The organism is Streptomyces sp. NPDC043870, assembly GCF_056435785.1.
This window is the reverse complement of record NZ_JBWKDT010000004.1, coordinates 230567-246498: the sequence shown is the minus strand read 5'-3', so window position 1 is coordinate 246498 and position 15932 is coordinate 230567. Positions and strand designations below refer to the sequence as shown.

The 15932-nt window shown below is 70.0% G+C and carries 13 protein-coding genes, 1 pseudogene and 1 riboswitch; of the genes and pseudogenes, 10 read left to right on the top strand and 4 right to left on the bottom strand.

Annotation, left to right across the window (positions count from 1 at the left end; translation table 11 throughout):
- Positions 1–22: 22 nt before the first annotated feature.
- The 7 genes from shc to AC0699_RS07515 all read left to right on the top strand — a co-directional run bounded on the left by shc (position 23) and on the right by AC0699_RS07515 (position 8018).
- Positions 23–2011, top strand: coding sequence for a squalene--hopene cyclase (gene shc, locus AC0699_RS07545; protein WP_478656872.1), 1989 nt, complete (start codon positions 23–25; stop codon positions 2009–2011).
- Positions 2012–2668, top strand: coding sequence for a phosphorylase family protein (locus AC0699_RS07540; protein ID WP_478656869.1), 657 nt, complete (start codon positions 2012–2014; stop codon positions 2666–2668). It begins immediately after the preceding gene.
- 5 nt (positions 2669–2673) lie between these two features.
- Entirely contained in the window at positions 2674–3696 is a 1023-nt protein-coding gene (hpnH, locus tag AC0699_RS07535) for an adenosyl-hopene transferase HpnH (RefSeq protein ID WP_478656867.1), read from the top strand.
- A gap of 75 nt (positions 3697–3771) precedes the next feature.
- Complete coding sequence (gene dxs / locus AC0699_RS07530) at positions 3772–5673, top strand: 1-deoxy-D-xylulose-5-phosphate synthase (protein ID WP_478656864.1); 1902 nt, start codon at positions 3772–3774, stop codon at positions 5671–5673.
- Between the two features lie 49 nt (positions 5674–5722).
- Positions 5723–7108 carry an aspartate aminotransferase family protein gene (locus AC0699_RS07525; RefSeq protein WP_478656861.1) on the top strand — a complete coding sequence of 462 codons (1386 nt, stop codon included), beginning with the start codon at positions 5723–5725 and terminating at the stop codon, positions 7106–7108.
- A 61-nt stretch (positions 7109–7169) separates the two neighbouring features.
- Complete coding sequence (locus tag AC0699_RS07520) at positions 7170–7802, top strand: helix-turn-helix domain-containing protein (protein WP_478656859.1); 633 nt, start codon at positions 7170–7172, stop codon at positions 7800–7802.
- Between the two features lie 81 nt (positions 7803–7883).
- On the top strand, positions 7884–8018 hold the full coding sequence (locus tag AC0699_RS07515) for a DUF6126 family protein (protein WP_469766608.1): 135 nt from the start codon (positions 7884–7886) through the stop codon (positions 8016–8018).
- Between the two features lie 19 nt (positions 8019–8037).
- Here AC0699_RS07515 and AC0699_RS07510 read toward each other — a convergent pair whose 3' ends face one another.
- The 3 genes and pseudogenes from AC0699_RS07510 to AC0699_RS07500 form a co-directional block, all read right to left on the bottom strand.
- A complete protein-coding gene (locus AC0699_RS07510) occupies positions 8038–8853 on the bottom strand; it encodes a tyrosine-protein phosphatase (protein ID WP_478656857.1) in 816 nt (271 codons plus the stop codon).
- Between the two features lie 302 nt (positions 8854–9155).
- On the bottom strand, positions 9156–9803 hold the full coding sequence (locus AC0699_RS07505) for a sigma factor-like helix-turn-helix DNA-binding protein (protein WP_478656855.1): 648 nt from the start codon (positions 9801–9803) through the stop codon (positions 9156–9158).
- A gap of 82 nt (positions 9804–9885) precedes the next feature.
- Positions 9886–9990: pseudogene (locus tag AC0699_RS07500) on the bottom strand (sigma factor); the annotation flags it as partial.
- Between the two features lie 308 nt (positions 9991–10298).
- On the opposite strand from AC0699_RS07500, the gene AC0699_RS07495 reads away from it, so the two are divergent.
- The 3 genes from AC0699_RS07495 (at position 10299) to AC0699_RS07485 (ending at position 15051) form a co-directional block, all read left to right on the top strand.
- Positions 10299–12395 (top strand): alpha-galactosidase, encoded by a 2097-nt coding sequence (locus AC0699_RS07495; RefSeq protein ID WP_478656852.1) that lies wholly within the window; start codon positions 10299–10301, stop codon positions 12393–12395.
- A 515-nt stretch (positions 12396–12910) separates the two neighbouring features.
- Positions 12911–13065, top strand: a riboswitch (cyclic di-AMP (ydaO/yuaA leader).
- A gap of 4 nt (positions 13066–13069) precedes the next feature.
- A complete protein-coding gene (locus AC0699_RS07490) occupies positions 13070–14068 on the top strand; it encodes a M23 family metallopeptidase (protein ID WP_478656849.1) in 999 nt (332 codons plus the stop codon).
- A 191-nt stretch (positions 14069–14259) separates the two neighbouring features.
- Positions 14260–15051 (top strand): SGNH/GDSL hydrolase family protein, encoded by a 792-nt coding sequence (locus AC0699_RS07485; protein WP_478656846.1) that lies wholly within the window; start codon positions 14260–14262, stop codon positions 15049–15051.
- Here the strand turns inward: AC0699_RS07485 and AC0699_RS07480 are convergent.
- Positions 15012–15932: an STM4011 family radical SAM protein gene (locus AC0699_RS07480; RefSeq protein ID WP_478656843.1), complete on the bottom strand. Its 921-nt coding sequence runs from the start codon at positions 15930–15932 to the stop codon at positions 15012–15014. The genes AC0699_RS07485 and AC0699_RS07480 overlap by 40 nt on opposite strands.

Here is a 15932-nt window from a genome sequence, read left to right as displayed (position 1 = left end):
CCGACTGCACGAAGGGGAAGCCATGACAGCGACGACCGACGGAAGCGCAGGGGCTTCGGAACCCCGCGCAGCCGCGGCCAGCGAAACGACCGACACCCGTCCCGACCCGACCGACCCCCACACAGCCGCCGGACACGCGGCACGGCGGTCCGTCGAGTATCTGCTCGGCAAACAGGACGCCGAGGGCTGGTGGAAGGCCGATCTCGAGACCAATGTCACCATGGATGCCGAGGACCTGCTGCTCCGTCAGTTCCTGGGCATCCAGGACGAGAAGACCACCCACGCGGCGGCCCTGTTCATCCGGGGCGAGCAGCGCGAGGACGGCACCTGGGCCACCTTCTACGGCGGTCCCGGCGAACTCTCCACCACCATCGAGGCGTATGTCGCCCTGCGCCTCGCGGGCGACCGGCCGGACGACCCGCACATGGCGCGCGCCGCGAGCTGGATCCGCGCGCAGGGCGGCATCGCCGCCGGCCGCGTCTTCACCCGCATCTGGCTCGCGCTCTTCGGCTGGTGGAAATGGGAAGACCTGCCGGAACTGCCGCCCGAGCTGATCTATCTGCCCTCATGGTTCCCGCTCAACATCTACGACTTCGGCTGCTGGGCGCGGCAGACCATCGTGCCGCTCACCATCGTCTCCGCCAAGCGTCCGGTCCGTCCCGCCCCGTTCCCGCTCGACGAGCTGCACACCGACCGGCACCGCCCCAACCCCCCGCAGCCCCTTGCCCCAGCGGCGAGTTGGGACGGCGTCTTCCAGCGCCTAGACAAGGCGATGCACCGCTATCACAAGGTCGCGCTGCGCCCGCTGCGCCGCGCGGCCATGAGCAGCGCGGCGCGCTGGATCATCGAGCGGCAGGAGAACGACGGCTGCTGGGGCGGGATCCAGCCCCCCGCCGTCTACTCGGTGATCGCCCTGCACCTGCTCGGCTACGACCTCCAGCACCCGGTGCTGCGCGCGGGCCTGGACTCACTGGACCGGTTCGCCGTATGGCGCGAGGACGGCGCGCGGATGATCGAGGCCTGCCAGTCACCGGTCTGGGACACCTGCCTCGCCACCATCGCGCTCGCCGACGCGGGACTGCCAGCCGACCACCCCGCGCTGGTCAAGGCCGCCGACTGGATGCTCGCCGAGGAGATCGTCCGGCCCGGCGACTGGGCCGTACGCAAACCACGGCTCGCCCCGGGCGGCTGGGCGTTCGAGTTCCACAACGACAACTACCCCGACATCGACGACACCGCCGAGGTCATCCTGGCGCTGCGCCGGGTCAGGCACCCCGACCCGTCGCGGGTCGAGGCCGCGATCGCGCGCGGTGGCCGCTGGACCCTCGGGATGCAGTCGAAGAACGGCGCCTGGGCGGCCTTCGACGCCGACAACACCAGCCCGTTCCCCAACCGGCTGCCGTTCTGCGACTTCGGCGAGGTCATCGACCCGCCGTCCGCCGACGTCACCGCACATGTCGTCGAGATGCTGGCCCACGAGGGCCGGGCCCACCACCCGAGCACCCGCCGCGGCATCGAGTGGCTGCTCGGCGAACAGGAACCGAACGGAGCCTGGTTCGGGCGCTGGGGCGTCAACTACATCTACGGCACGGGGTCGGTCGTTCCGGCGCTGACCGCGGCCGGTCTGCCCGCCTCGCACCCGGCGATCCGGCGCGCCGTCAGCTGGCTCGAATCCGTCCAGAACGACGACGGAGGCTGGGGCGAGGACCTGCGCTCGTACCGTGAGGCGACGTGGATCGGCCACGGTGCCTCGACCGCCTCGCAGACCGCGTGGGCGCTGCTGGCCCTGCTCGCGGCGGGGGAGCGGGACGGCAAGGCGGTCGAGCGGGGCATCGTCTTCCTCACCGGGACGCAGGGCCCGGACGGCTCGTGGGACGAGCCGTACTTCACCGGTACGGGCTTCCCGTGGGACTTCTCCATCAACTACCACCTGTACCGGCAGGTCTTCCCGCTCACCGCGCTCGGCCGCTATCTGCACGGGGAACCGTTCGCCGGCCGGAACGGGGGCTGAATGGACGTTTCCACGGAGCCGTCCGGCTCCGCGGCGCCGCCGCTGCTGATCGCGTGTGCGCTCGGCATCGAGCGTCTCGCCCTGCGCGGGGCCGGCCGCGGCGGCGCCCCGGGCCCGGTGACCGTACTCCGTACGGGCATCGGCCCGAAGAACGCGCAACGTGCCCTCGAGCGCCTGCTCCGGGAAGAGCACACGCGCGACGCGGCGGTGGTCGCGTCCGGTTTCTGCGCCGGACTCGCCGCGGGCATGCACCCGGGCGATGTGGTCGTGGCCGACGAGACCCGGGGCCCCTGGGGCGTCTCACCCTGCACCGGTACGGAGACGCTCGTGCGGGCGCTGGCCCTGGCAGTGCCCGGGCGGACCGTCCACACCGGCCCGCTGACCGGCTCCGACCATGTCGTACGCGGCCCGGAGCGGGCCGAGCTGGCCGCGACCGGAGCGATCGCGGTGGACATGGAGTCCGCCGCGACGCTCCACAGCGCGCTGACCGCGGGACCGCGCCCGGTTGCGGCCGTCCGGGTGGTCGTGGACGCTCCTGAGCACGAGCTGGTCCGTATCGGCACGGTGCGCGGTGGAATATCGGCTTTCCGGGTCCTCCGCGCCGTCCTTCCGGCTTTCCACGAATGGCACCGTTCTTTGCTGCTCCCCAGGAGGTGAGCTAGATGGCCATGCCGCTCCGTCAGACCATCAGGGTCGGGACCTACCTCTTTGAACAGAAGCTCCGCAGGCGTGAGAAGTTTCCGCTGATCGTGGAGCTGGAGCCGTTGTTCGCGTGCAATCTGAAGTGCGAGGGCTGCGGGAAGATCCAGCACCCGGCCGGAATCCTCAAGCAGCGCATGCCGGTCGCCCAGGCGGTCGGCGCGGTTCTGGAGTCCGGTGCCCCGATGGTCTCGATCGCGGGCGGCGAGCCGTTGATGCATCCTCAGATCGACGAGATCGTCCGGCAGTTGGTGGCACGTAAGAAATACGTCTTTCTCTGCACCAACGCGATGCTGCTGCGGAAGAAGATGGACGACTTCACTCCGTCGCCGTTCTTCGCGTTCGCCGTCCATATCGACGGGCTGCGCGAGCGCCATGACGAGTCGGTCGCCAAGGAGGGCGTGTTCGACGAAGCGGTGGAGGCGATCAAGGAAGCCAAGCGGCGCGGCTTCCGGGTCACCACGAATTCCACCTTCTTCAACACCGACACCCCGCAGACCGTCGTCGAGGTGCTGAACTACCTCAACGACGACCTCAAGGTCGACGAGATGATGATCTCGCCCGCGTACGCCTATGAGAAGGCGCCCGACCAGGAGCACTTCCTCGGCGTCGAGCAGACCCGCGAGCTGTTCAGGAAGGCCTTCGCCGGCGGCAACCGGCGGCGCTGGCGGCTGAACCACTCGCCCCTCTTCCTGGACTTCCTGGAAGGCAAGGTCGACTTCCCGTGCACCGCATGGGCGATCCCCAACTACTCGCTCTTCGGCTGGCAGCGGCCCTGTTATCTGATGAGCGACGGGTACGTGCCCACGTACAAGGAGCTCGTCGAGGAGACCGACTGGAACAAGTACGGCCGCGGAAGGGACCCGCGTTGCGCCAACTGCATGGCGCACTGCGGGTACGAGCCGACCGCAGTCCTCGCGACCATGGGCTCCCTCAAGGAGTCGCTGCGCGCGGCACGGGACACGGTCTCCGGAAACCGCGGGTGAGTGGAGGCGGCGGGGACGGCCCCCGGGCCCTGCCCGCCGCCATCCGGTTCAACAGATCAGAGAGGGGGCCCGAACGTGACACTTCTGGAGCACATCCGGGGGCCGCGTGATCTCAAGGCGCTGTCAGAAGCGGAACTCGACGAACTGGCCGAGGACATCAGGGACTTCCTGATCCATGCCGTGGCCAGAACCGGTGGCCATCTGGGACCCAATCTCGGGGTGGTGGAGCTCTCCATCGCCCTGCACCGGGTCTTCGACTCGCCCGTCGACCGCATCCTCTGGGACACCGGCCACCAGAGCTACGTCCACAAACTCCTCACCGGCCGGCAGGACTTCTCCAAGCTGCGCGGCAAGGGCGGCCTGTCCGGCTACCCCTCCCGCGAGGAGTCCGAGCACGACGTCGTCGAGAACTCGCACGCCTCCACCGTCCTCGGCTGGGCCGACGGCCTCGCCAAGGCCAACGAGGTGCTGAGGAAGGACGACCACGTCGTCGCGGTCATCGGTGACGGCGCGCTCACCGGCGGCATGGCCTGGGAGGCCCTCAACAACATCGCCGCCGCCAAGGACCGCCCGCTGATCATCGTCGTCAACGACAACGAGCGCTCCTACGCCCCGACGATAGGGGGCCTCGCCAACCACCTCGCCACACTCCGCACCACCGACGGCTACGAGCGCTTCCTCGCCTGGGGCAAGGACGTGCTCCAGCACACACCCGTCGTCGGAAAGCAGCTGTACGAATCGCTGCACGGCGCCAAGAAGGGCTTCAAGGACGCTTTCGCCCCGCAGGGCATGTTCGAGGACCTGGGGCTGAAGTACGTCGGCCCCGTCGACGGCCACGACATCGCCGCCGTCGAGTCGGCGCTGCGCCGCGCGAAACGCTTCCACGGGCCCGTCCTGGTGCACTGCCTCACCGAGAAGGGCCGCGGCTACCAGCACGCGGAGCGGGACGAGGCCGACCGCTTCCACACCGTCGGGGTGATGGACCCGCTGACCTGCGAACCACTGACCCCGGCGGCCGGCCCGTCATGGACCTCGGTGTTCGGGGACGAGATCGCCGCGATCGGCGCCGAACGGCCCGACGTCGTGGCGATCACCGCGGCCATGCTCCACCCCGTCGGGCTGACGAAGTTCGCCGAGCGGTTCCCCGACCGGGTCTGGGACGTGGGCATCGCCGAACAGCACGCGGTCGTCTCCGCCGCCGGACTCGCCACCGGCGGTCTGCACCCCGTCGTCGCCGTCTACGCCACGTTCCTCAACCGCGCCTTCGACCAGCTTCTGATGGACGTCGCGCTGCACCGGTGCGGAGTCACGTTCGTCCTGGACCGGGCCGGGGTCACCGGAGTCGACGGGCCCTCCCACAACGGGATGTGGGACATGTCCGTGCTCCAGGTCGTACCCGGGCTCAGGATCGCCGCCCCGCGCGACGCCGTCCAACTGCGGACCCAGCTGCGCGAGGCCGTGGACGTGACCGACGCGCCGACCGTGCTGCGCTTCCCCAAGGAGTCGGTGGGGGAGCCGCTGCCCGCCCTGGACCGGGTCGGCGGGATGGACGTACTGCACCGGAGCGACGACGCCGAGGTGCTGCTCGTCTCGGTCGGCGCCCTCGCCTCCGTCTGTCTGCAGGCGGCCGGTCTGCTGGAGGACCGCGGAGTGCGCTGCACCGTCGTCGACCCGCGCTGGGTCAAGCCGGTGGACGAGCAGCTCGCCCTGCTCGCCGAGCGGCACCGCCTGGTCGCGGTCGTCGAGGACAACAGCCGGACCGGCGGCGTCGGTTCGGCCGTCGGCCAGGCGCTGCGGGACGCCGGGGCCGACGTAGCGCTGCGGACCTTCGGCATCCCCGAGCAGTTCCTCGCCCACGCGAAGCGCGGCGAGGTGCTGGCCGACATCGGGCTGACGCCGGCGGAGATCGCGGGGCGGATCAGCGCGGCCCTGGCACGCCGCGAGGAGACCGGACAGCCGCGGGAGCACGGGCTGTGAGCACGCATGCCGAGTTGCACGGACACCGAGGAGCACAGGAGCACGGACGATGAGCAAGGAGTTCGATCTCGGGCGGCTGCTCGCGGAGCGTGGCCGTGAACGGTACGAGCTGCACACAAGACATCTCAACCACCAACTGCCCCGGATGCTGCACACCATCGGCTTCGACAAGGTGTACGAGCGCGGTGAGGGCGCGTACTTCTGGGACGAGGACGGCAACGACTACCTCGACATGCTCGCCGGCTTCGGGGTGCTGGGCCTCGGCCGGCACCACCCGGTGGTCCGCAAGGCGCTGCACGACGTCCTCGACGCCTCGCTCGCCGATCTCACCCGCTTCGACTGCCCGCCGTTGCCGGGACTGCTCGCCGAGAAGCTGCTGGCCCACACCCCTCATCTGGACCGGGTGTTCTTCGGCAACAGCGGCACGGAAGCGGTGGAGACGGCGTTGAAGTTCGCCCGCTGCGCGACGGGGAAACCGCGGATCGTCTACTGCAGGCACGCCTTCCACGGGCTGACCACCGGTTCGCTCTCGGTCAACGGCGAGGCGGGCTTCCGGGACGGCTTCGCCCCGCTGCTCCCCGACACCGCGATCGGGCTGGGCGATCTCGACGCGCTGGAGCGGGAGCTGAAACGCGGCGACGTGGCGGGCTTCGTCGTGGAGCCCATCCAGGGCAAGGGTGTGCACGAGGCACCGCCGGGATTCCTGTACGCGGCCCAGGAACTGCTGCACCGCCACAAGGCGCTGCTGATCGCCGACGAGGTGCAGACGGGGCTCGGCAGGACCGGCGACTTCCACGCGTACCAGCACGAGGACGGTGTCGAGCCGGACCTGGTGTGTGTCGCGAAGGCGCTGTCGGGCGGCTATGTGCCGGTCGGCGCGACCCTCGGCAAGGACTGGATCTTCAAGAAGGTCTACTCGTCGATGGACCGGGTGCTGGTGCACTCGGCGAGCTTCGGCTCCAACGCCCAGGCCATGGCGGCCGGGCTCGCCGTCCTCTCCGTGATCGAGGACGAGCAGATCGTCGCGAACGCACGGGTGACCGGAGAACTGCTGCGGACGCGGCTCGCGGCGCTCGTCGACCGCTACGATCTGCTGCAGGACGTCCGGGGGCGCGGGCTGATGATCGGGATCGAATTCGGCCGGCCGTCCTCCCTGAAGCTGCGCAGCCGCTGGACGGTGCTGCAGGCGGCCCGCAAGGGACTCTTCGCGCAGATGGTCGTCGTGCCACTGCTGCAGAGGCACCGGATCCTCACCCAGGTCTCCGGCGACCAGCTGGAAGTGATCAAGCTGATTCCGCCGCTGATCATCGGTGAGCAGGAGGTCGACCGGTTCGTCGAGGCCTTCAGCGCCGTGATGGACGACGCCCACGGCGGGAGCGGGCTGATGTGGGACTTCGGCAAGACCCTCGTCAAGCAGGCCGTGGCCAACCGCTGAGTGCTTTTGCCTCTGGGGCAAAAAATTTGCCCCAGAGGAAACATCCTGGCGCAATGGAGGCATGAACCTTCCCGCCGGACATCCCGCCGGAGAACCTGCCGGACGATCCGCCGGACAGGCAGCGGACGGGCTGCCCGATGTCGCACCCCGGCTGCGCGAGCTGCGCCGCCGCCGCGGTCTCACCCTGGAGGCCGCCGCCCAGCGGGCGGGCCTTTCGCCCGCCCATCTGTCCCGGCTGGAGACGGGCAACCGGCAGCCGTCGCTGCCGATGCTGCTCGCGCTGGCCAGGATCTACGGTACGACAGTCGCCGCGCTGCTCGGCGAGATCCCGCCGGAGCGCGACGCGATCATCCGCGCGGGCCGGATGGGCCCCGCGGAGGCCGACGGCTGGACGTACCGGCAGGCCGGCGGCCGCGGGCGCGCCATGCAGGCGCTACGGGTGCGCGTGCCGTACTCCGGGGCCCAGGGGGAACTGGTGCGGGTGCATCCGGGCGAGGAGTGGCTGTACGTACTCGAAGGGCGGCTGCGGCTCGGCCTCGGCGACACGGTTCACGAGCTCGACCCCGGGGACAGCGCCCACTTCGATTCGCTCACACCGCACCGTATCGCCGCCGCCTCGCACGGCGGGGCCGAGCTGCTCTTCGTCCACACGCTGCTGCAGAGCCCCGACCCGCACACACACCCGCACCTCTGACACGCACACCCGCACGCCTCATCCGCACACCGCACGTGTTGCCACCGTGACACGTACTCCCGCACGCCTGAGGAGACCGCCATGCCCCGGAAGCCGTCATCGAGCCAGGAATCCACGTTCCCCGTCGGACTGATCGTCCGGCTCTTCGCCTATCTGGTGGCAGGCCACCTCTTCGCGGCCTTCCTCTATCTGCTGTTCACCGTGGGCGGCCAGTGACCCGCCGCACGGCAGGGTCTCAGACCGATCCGTCCAGCAGACGGTCGCGCAGCCGCTCACGCGTCTCGGGCGTGATCCTGAGGCCCTCGGCGAGATAGCGCTCGGTGCTGCCCCAGGTCTCCTCGATGGTCTCGAACGCCGCCGCCAGATACTCGGAACGGGCGTCGAAGAGCGGGCTGAGGAGCTCCATGACCTCCGGCGACATCCCGGAGGGCGCGTTGTCGCCGCGGCGCACCTTGTAGCGGCGGTGCGGGTCGTTCGACTTCAGGTAGTCGGCCTCGATGGCGTCCCGCTCGACACCGACCGCCAGCAGGGAGACCGCTATCGACAGACCCGCGCGGTCCTTGCCCGCCGCGCAGTGCATCAGGGCCGGGACGCTGTCCTCCGCCAGCGCGTGCAGCACACGGCTGTGCTCGGCCGTGCGCTCCCTGATGATCACGCGGTACGACGCGACCATGCGTGCGGCCGCCTTGCCGTCGGCGAGGATCGACCTCAGCTGGTCGAGGTCGCCCTCGCGGACCATCTTCCAGAACTCGGCGCCGTCCGCCGGGTCCGTGAGCGGGATGTTGAGGTTGCGCACACCGGGCAGTTCGACGTCCGGGCCTTCCAGCTTCTGGTCCGCGGCATTGCGGAAGTCGAAGATCGTGTGGAGCCCGAGCGAGGTGAGGAAGACGGCGTCGCTGTCGGTGGCGTGCGCGAGATGGCCGCTGCGGAAGAGCCGCCCGTGCCGCACCAGGCGCCCGTCAACGGTCGGCAGTCCGCCCACGTCCCGGAAGTTGCGCACCCCGGACAGCTCGGGTTCGGTCGACGGGATCTGAGGCAGCTGCTGCGTCACGGTGGCTCCTCCGTGTCTGCGGTCGGCGCTCGCCGACAATGGCGCGTTCCTGACCATACGACATCGATTCCTCAGGCAATCATTTCGGCTCCGCCGGAAGGGCCTCCCGGGGGCTGGGCACGACGAGCAGGTCGAGACAGGACGTCCTGCCGGTGGGTCTGCCCGTCTCCGGTTGCGGACTCTTCGGCGTGGGATACGGGTCGGTCGTCACCCCGGAACAGCACGTTGGATGCCGGCGACTGCACCGGCACATCCGCCGGTGCGTGTTTCGCTGCCGCGCACATCCGTCGCTGGGAAGCCGGCTACCGGTTCGGGAGTGATCGCGGCAGCCCGAACCATGGGAGCACGCTGCTGTCGAAGCGGGTCATGGCGCAGATCCGGTCGCCGGTGAGGGTGAGGACGTAGAGGCCGGTCCCGCGGCGGATGCCGGTCGAGGCGTGCAGGTAGGCGCCGAACGCCGGTTGACCGTTGGCTCGCGTGGGAACGAGGTCGAACCTGCGACCTGCGCGGAAGATGCCGGCGCAGAAGCGGGCCACGACGTCTCGGCCCTGGTACTCGAAGGGCATCGGCGGCATCGACGCGAAGACGTCGTCGGTCAGCAGGGCCACCAGCGCATCGAGATCGGCGGACTCCCACGCGCGGACGAATTTCGCCACGATCGCCTCCTCGGCGGGTGACTCGCCGGCGGGCGGCGGTTCGCGGTCGTCGGTCGTGGGCCGTCGGTGCTGCAAGCCCGCGCGCGCTCGTTTGAGGGCGCTTTTGACCGACTCGACGCTCGAGTCCAGCATGTCGGCCACCTCGCCGGCGCGGAATCCGAGGACGTCGCGCAGGATGAGCACGGCGAGCTGGCGTGGCGGCAGGACCTGCAGGGCGGTCACGAAGGCCAGGGAAATGGACTCGGTCTGCTCGTAGCGGGCCTCCGGGCCGGGTCGGCTCGGGCGGTTCGACATTGGGCACGTCCCACTCCTTGGCCGCGCGTCGGGCGGCCGACCGGCGCGCATTGAGGCACCGGTTGGTCGCGATCCGATACAGCCAGGTACGCAGCGAGGAGCGCCCCTCGAACCTTGCGAAGCCTTGCCAGGCAGCCAGCAGCGTGTCCTGCAGGGCGTCCTCGGCGTCCTGGAGGGACCCGAGCATCCGGTAGCAGTGCACCTGCAGCTCCCGGCGGTACGGCTCGGTCAGCTCCCGGAACGCCTCGCCGTCCCCGGCCCGCGCCCGGGGCATCAGGTCGCCGGCCACCGCCTTCGCGTCACCTTCTTCCCGCACCTCGTGGCACTTCCATCGTGTATGGACTCGCCGAGGACCATGTGCCGGTGCATGCCCAGCAGCTCCTGGACCTCCGCGTCGCCGTCCCTCAGTGCACCTGAAGGCAGCTGCAAGGCCGTTGCCCAGGTGATGGATCGCGCGCGATGATGTGCGGACGTGTGCGAATTTGAGGGGTCGGGATGATCGAGACGATGGGCAGCGGTCGCATCTGGGTTCTGTCCGGCCGCACGAGCAGCTATGCGCTGCTCGTCACCGACCGGGACGAGCTCCTCCATCTGCACTGGGGGCCGCGCATCCGCCCGGCCGACGCCGAGAACCTCGCCTCCCAACCCCTCCCGCCCTACTGGCCGTTCGAGTCACCACTCGACGGGCACGAGGAGTATCCCGTCGAAGGCGGCCCCCGCTTCGTGCGGCCCGCGCTCTCGGTCCGTACGGACGAGGTCCGCGGCACCGAGTGGCGCTTCGACGACGGGCTGGTGGATGACGGCGGCGACGAGCTGCGGCTGTGCTTCAGCGACCCCGTGCACGGCCTCGCGCTGACCCTCCACTACCGGATGCGGGACGGTTCCGATGTGATCGAGCGCTGGATCACCGTGACCCATGCCGGAGACGGTCCCGAACTGGAGCTGCTGCGCGCCGACGCGGCCGTCTGGACGCTGCCCCGCCGCGACCGCCGCCGGCTCTCCCAGCTGCACGGCCGCTGGGCGGCCGAGTCCCTGCTCGTACGGTCCGGGCTCACCTACGGCGAGAAGGTGCTCGGGTCGCGCCGCGGGCACACCGGGCACCAGCACCTGCCCTGGGTCGCCGTCGACGACGGGGAGGCTACGGAGGAGCACGGGGAGGTGTACGGCTGCGCGCTCGGCTGGTCCGGATCATGGCGGATCGCCGTTCAGCACCTCCCCGACGGCCAGGTGCAGATCAGCGGCGGCGCCGGCTACGACGACTCCGGACTGCTGCTCCTCGCGCCCGGTGAGTCCTACACCTCGCCCGTGTTCGCCGGGCTGTGGACCGACGGAGGATTCGGCGCGGCCAGCAGGGCCTGGCACGCCTGGCAGCGCGCCCATGTCATTCCGGACGCCAGGGCCTCCCGTCCGGTCCTCTACAACTCGTGGGAGGCCACCGGCTTCGACGTCTCGGAGGAGCAGCAGCGGGCGCTGGCCCGCCGGGCCGCGGCGATGGGGGTGGAGCTCTTCGTCGTGGACGACGCCTGGTTCGGGAAGCGGACGAGCGACCGGGCCGGGCTCGGGGACTGGACGCCGAACCCGGACCGTTTCCCCCAGGGGCTGAAACCGCTCGCCGACGACGTGCACGCGCTGGGCATGCGGTTCGGGATCTGGGTCGAACCGGAGATGGTCAATGCCGACAGCGATCTCTACCGGGCGCACCCGGACTGGGTGCAGCACCACCCCGGCCGCACCCGGACCGAATTCCGCAATCAGCTGGTCCTGAATCTCGCCCGCGGGGATGTCCAGGACCACCTCTGGGAGCAGCTGGACGGGCTGCTGTCCGCGGCCCCCATCGACTATGTGAAGTGGGATTTCAACCGTTGCTTCACGGACGCGGGCTGGCCCGGGGAGCCGTACCCGCAGAAGCTGTGGGTCGAGCACGTCCATGCGCTGTACGCCCTGCTGGACCGGCTGCGGGCCGCGCACCCGGCCGTGGTCTTCGAGTCCTGCTCGGGCGGTGGCGGCCGGATCGACCTGGGGATTCTTTCCCGGACCGACCAGGTGTGGACCTCCGACAACACCGATCCGCTGGATCGTCTGGCCATCCAGTACGGCTTCGGCCAGCTGCATCCGGCCCGGGTGATGGCCGCATGGGTCACCGACAGCCCGAATGTGCAGCTCAACGGGCGGATCAGCTCACTGAGGTTCCGTTTCGTGAGTGCCATGGCCGGGGTACTGGGCATCGGCGGCGACCTCACCGGATGGAGCGAGGGCGAGCTGACCGAGGCGCGCGGCTGGGTGGAGCTCTACAAGAAGATCAGGCCGGTCGTGCAGCATGGTGATCTCTATCGGCTGCGGCCGCCGGAGGGCGGGCTGAGCGCCGTGCAGTACGTGCGTGGCGACGAGGCCGTGGTCCTGGCATGGCTGCAGGCCCAGCACTACGGTGAGCGGCCCCCGCGCCTGCGTCTGCGGGGCCTCGAACCGTCGGCGGCGTACGAGTGCCGGGACACCGGTGTCGTTCACCGGGGGTCCGTCCTGCTCCACCACGGGCTGCACACGGGCCTCCGCGGTGATCTTGACGCGACGGTGATCCGGCTGCGGCGCAGCTGACCGCGCCCGGGTGCGATCAGCGCCTGGAAGCGGGAGCTTCGGGCGGTCGATTCGTGAACTCCTGGAGTTCACTGCCCACTTGGTGGGCAGCCTCGCAGTGTTTCCTTGCCACGCCACCCATGGGGCAAAAGGTACATACGGGGCGAGCAGCGCAATTCTCACGCAAGGGTGCGGCGATTGCGCCCCTTGCCTGCGTGCGCGGTTGGCGTGAATCTGGCCTGATGGTCGATCTGTCCGAATTGGTAGGTATCGCATAACGCGCCCGAGTTAAGGGGGAGATGGGCTCGGGTTCGTGAGCGGGATCATATCTGTGACGTTCTGTGGCGATGCCGGACATGTGAACTCCCTTGTCGCAAAGGAAATCGAAGATCCGGGATTTACGGAGCGTGACCGGGAAATCCAGGTCGAAATCAGGCGGAAGGGTTCCCGGGGGAATAGATGGCTTGTTCGCGCGACCCGGCTCGCTTACGGTCACCGCAATCCGGTCGGAACGCCTAATCCTGCCGCCGTCCGGAATATCGCACCCACCCACGTGTGGCAGGAGCGGGGGACCCAGGTAGTACGCCGTTCCGGAATCCCGGACGGCTCGGGGTGAAGTCGCGCGCCATGCGCGGCCGGGCATCTCCAGCCCGAACCCGACAGCTCACCTCGCAGGCGGCGGAGAGGAATTCGCCATGCCCGGTAAGGGTAAGCATCGCCGTCCGAGGACCAGCCCGATCACGCGTGGATTCGTCGCCGCCGGAACGGGCGGGGCCGCCATCGCACTTCCGCTCATCGGCGCCTTCGGTGCGCACGCCGCCGAGAAGTCGGCGCCCTCCGCCGCCCCCGGCCGCATCGCAGCCGTAGCCAAGAAGTCCGTCGCCCCGCAGGCGCCGAAGGCCCCCAAGGCGCCTGCGACGTACACCGTCGTGGCCGGTGACTACCTGTCGAAGATCGCCCAGGAGCAGAGCGTCAGCGGCGGCTGGAAGAAGCTGTACGCCGACAATCGCGCCGCCGTCGGCGAGAACCCGTCGCTGATCCATCCGGGGCTCGAGCTGACCCTCGGCGGCAAGGCGAAGGTCCAGGGCAAGGCGAAGGTCCGGAGCGAGGCGAAGGTCCGGAGCGAGGCGAAGCCCGAGCGGAAGGCCAAGGCTCCGGCCAGGAGCGAGAAGCCGTCCGGTTCCTCCGAGCGTGCCTCCCGCACCGCCGAGCGCCCCCAGGCCGCTCCGGCCGCCGCCGAGGCCCCCGCCGCGCCCTCCGCCGCGAACGCCGCCGCGCAGACCAGCTTTTCCGGCTTCTTCGCGCCGGTCCGCGGCGGTATCAGCACCGCGTACAAGACAGCCGGTTCCATGTGGTCCAGCGGTTACCACACCGGTGTCGACTTCATCGCCGCCACCGGTACGTCCGTGAAGGCCGTCGGCCCGGGCACCGTTGTGTCGGCCGGCTGGAGCGGCGCGTACGGCAACGAGGTCGTCATCAAGCACAACGACGGCACGTACTCGCAGTACGCCCACCTCTCCCAGCTCTCCATCGCGTCCGGCGAGAGCGTCACCGGCGGCCAGCAGATCGGCCTCTCCGGCTCCACCGGCAACTCCACCGGCCCGCACCTGCACTTCGAGATCCGCACGAGCCCGAGCTACGGCTCGGACATCGACCCGCTGGCCTACCTCCGCCAGCACGGAGTCTCGATCTGACCGACGTCCGTACCTGACACGGCGTCTCTCCGTCCGCCGGCCCCGCATCATGGGGCCGGCGGACGCGTGCGTTCCGGCCCCTTCCGGGTATTCCCGCTTTGCGGAAAACTGGCCGGGTGGCCTATATCACCCCGCGTCAACCCCTCCCTACGGTGGCGTAAGTCACTTCCCGCGAGGAAAGATGGCTCGACGTGGCAGACGCTTCGCGATCAAGAACAAACAGCGCAATCGGGTCCTATGCGGCAATCGGTGACAGCTTCACCGAGGGCGTCGGAGACCCGGGACCCGAGGGACAGTTCGTCGGCTGGGCGGACCGGCTCGCGGTCCTCCTGGACGACCGGGTACCGGAACACACCTTCCGCTACGCCAACCTCGCCGTACGAGGCAGGCTCCTCGATCAGATCGTCGAGGAACAGGTCCCGCGCGCGAAGGAACTCGCCCCCGACCTGGTGACGTTCTGCGCCGGCGGCAACGACATCATCCGGCCCGGCACCGACCCCGACGACGTCGCGGAACGCTTCGAACGGGCCGTCGCCGACCTCACCGCCTCCGTCGGCACCGTCATGGTGACCACCGGCTTCGACACCCGCGGCGTACCCGTGCTCCGCCATCTGCGCGGCAAGATCGCCACGTACACCGCGCATGTCCGCGCCATCGCCGACCGCTACGACTGCCCCGTACTCGACCTCTGGTCGCTCAAGTCGGTCCAGGACAGGCGCGCCTGGGACGACGACCGGCTGCATCTCTCGCCCGAGGGCCACACGCGCGTCGCGCTCCGTGCCGCCCAGGTGCTCGGCATCGACGTGCCGGCCGACCCGGACCAGCCGTGGCCGCCACTGCCGCCGCGTGGCACGCTCGAAGTCCGCCGCGACGATGTCCTCTGGGCGCGCGAGTACCTCGTACCGTGGATCGGCCGGCGGCTGCGGGGCGAATCATCCGGCGATCACGTGGAGCCGAAGCGCCCGGACCTGCTTCCGCTCTGAGCGTTCCCCGCCCCCGCGGCAGTGCCCGTGGCGGGGGATCCCGTGGCGGGGATCCGCTCCAGCACCCCGCCCGCGAACACGTCGTACAGCGGCAGCGATTCCAGATGGACATAGCCGATGTGGCAGTCGCACACCGCGAGCGGGCAGGCGCGCGGGCGCAGCGCCGCCCGGTACGAGCCGTCATAGAGATTGCCGAGCTCGGCTCGTACGAAGTGGCAGCGCCGCACCGTCCCGTCGCCGTCCACCGAGATCACGGACTCGCCCGTCCGGCACGGCAGGCCGGCCGAACGGTGCGGACGGCGGCTGTACGGGAAGAGCGGGTCGAGGGCCGTCCAGCGGACGGCCTCCTCGTCCGTGTAGTCACGCCCCTCCGCCGCATTGACCCAGAGATAGACATGCGGCGGCAGATCGGCCCGCAGCCGCCGCGCCTGCTCCAGATGCTCCTCGAAGCCGACGATGCCCACACTGAACCGGATCCCGCGCGCGGCCAGTTCACGGCATTTGCCGAGGAAGCGGTCGTAGGGCGTCTGGCCGGGATGGTACGTGCACCACAGCGCCAGCGCGTCCGGATCGGCGTCCGCCAGCCATTCGGTGCGGCAGCTCAGATTGGTCTGGATGGCGACCCGGCGGATGTGCGGCAGCCGGGACAGTTCCACCAGCGTCCTCCGGTACCAGGAGCGGACCAGCCCCTCGCCCCACGGGGTGAACAGCACCGACAGGCGGTCCTGTGACTGCCCCGCCGCCCAGCCCGCGAACCGTTCGAGCGCCGCACGGTCGGCCCGCAGCTGCTCCCCGCTGTCCCGCCGCTTGGCGAACGGGCAGTACGGGCAGTCGTAGTCGCAGGAGGCCAGTGGGCCCCGGTACAGAACCGTCAGATCCAT

Excerpts from the sequence above, each read along its gene's own strand:
- AC0699_RS07505 (WP_478656855.1), bottom strand. The coding sequence starts at position 9,803 with ATGTCGAACCGCCCGAGCCGACCCGGCCCGGAGGCCCGCTACGAGCAG.
- AC0699_RS07520 (WP_478656859.1), top strand. The coding sequence starts at position 7,170 with ATGAACCTTCCCGCCGGACATCCCGCCGGAGAACCTGCCGGACGATCC.
- AC0699_RS07525 (WP_478656861.1), top strand. The coding sequence starts at position 5,723 with ATGAGCAAGGAGTTCGATCTCGGGCGGCTGCTCGCGGAGCGTGGCCGT.
- AC0699_RS07515 (WP_469766608.1), top strand. The coding sequence starts at position 7,884 with ATGCCCCGGAAGCCGTCATCGAGCCAGGAATCCACGTTCCCCGTCGGA.
- AC0699_RS07495 (WP_478656852.1), top strand. The coding sequence starts at position 10,299 with ATGATCGAGACGATGGGCAGCGGTCGCATCTGGGTTCTGTCCGGCCGC.
- hpnH (WP_478656867.1), top strand. The coding sequence starts at position 2,674 with ATGGCCATGCCGCTCCGTCAGACCATCAGGGTCGGGACCTACCTCTTT.
- AC0699_RS07540 (WP_478656869.1), top strand. The coding sequence starts at position 2,012 with ATGGACGTTTCCACGGAGCCGTCCGGCTCCGCGGCGCCGCCGCTGCTG.
- AC0699_RS07490 (WP_478656849.1), top strand. The coding sequence starts at position 13,070 with ATGCCCGGTAAGGGTAAGCATCGCCGTCCGAGGACCAGCCCGATCACG.
- AC0699_RS07480 (WP_478656843.1), bottom strand. The coding sequence starts at position 15,932 with ATGGATCTGACGGTTCTGTACCGGGGCCCACTGGCCTCCTGCGACTAC.
- shc (WP_478656872.1), top strand. The coding sequence starts at position 23 with ATGACAGCGACGACCGACGGAAGCGCAGGGGCTTCGGAACCCCGCGCA.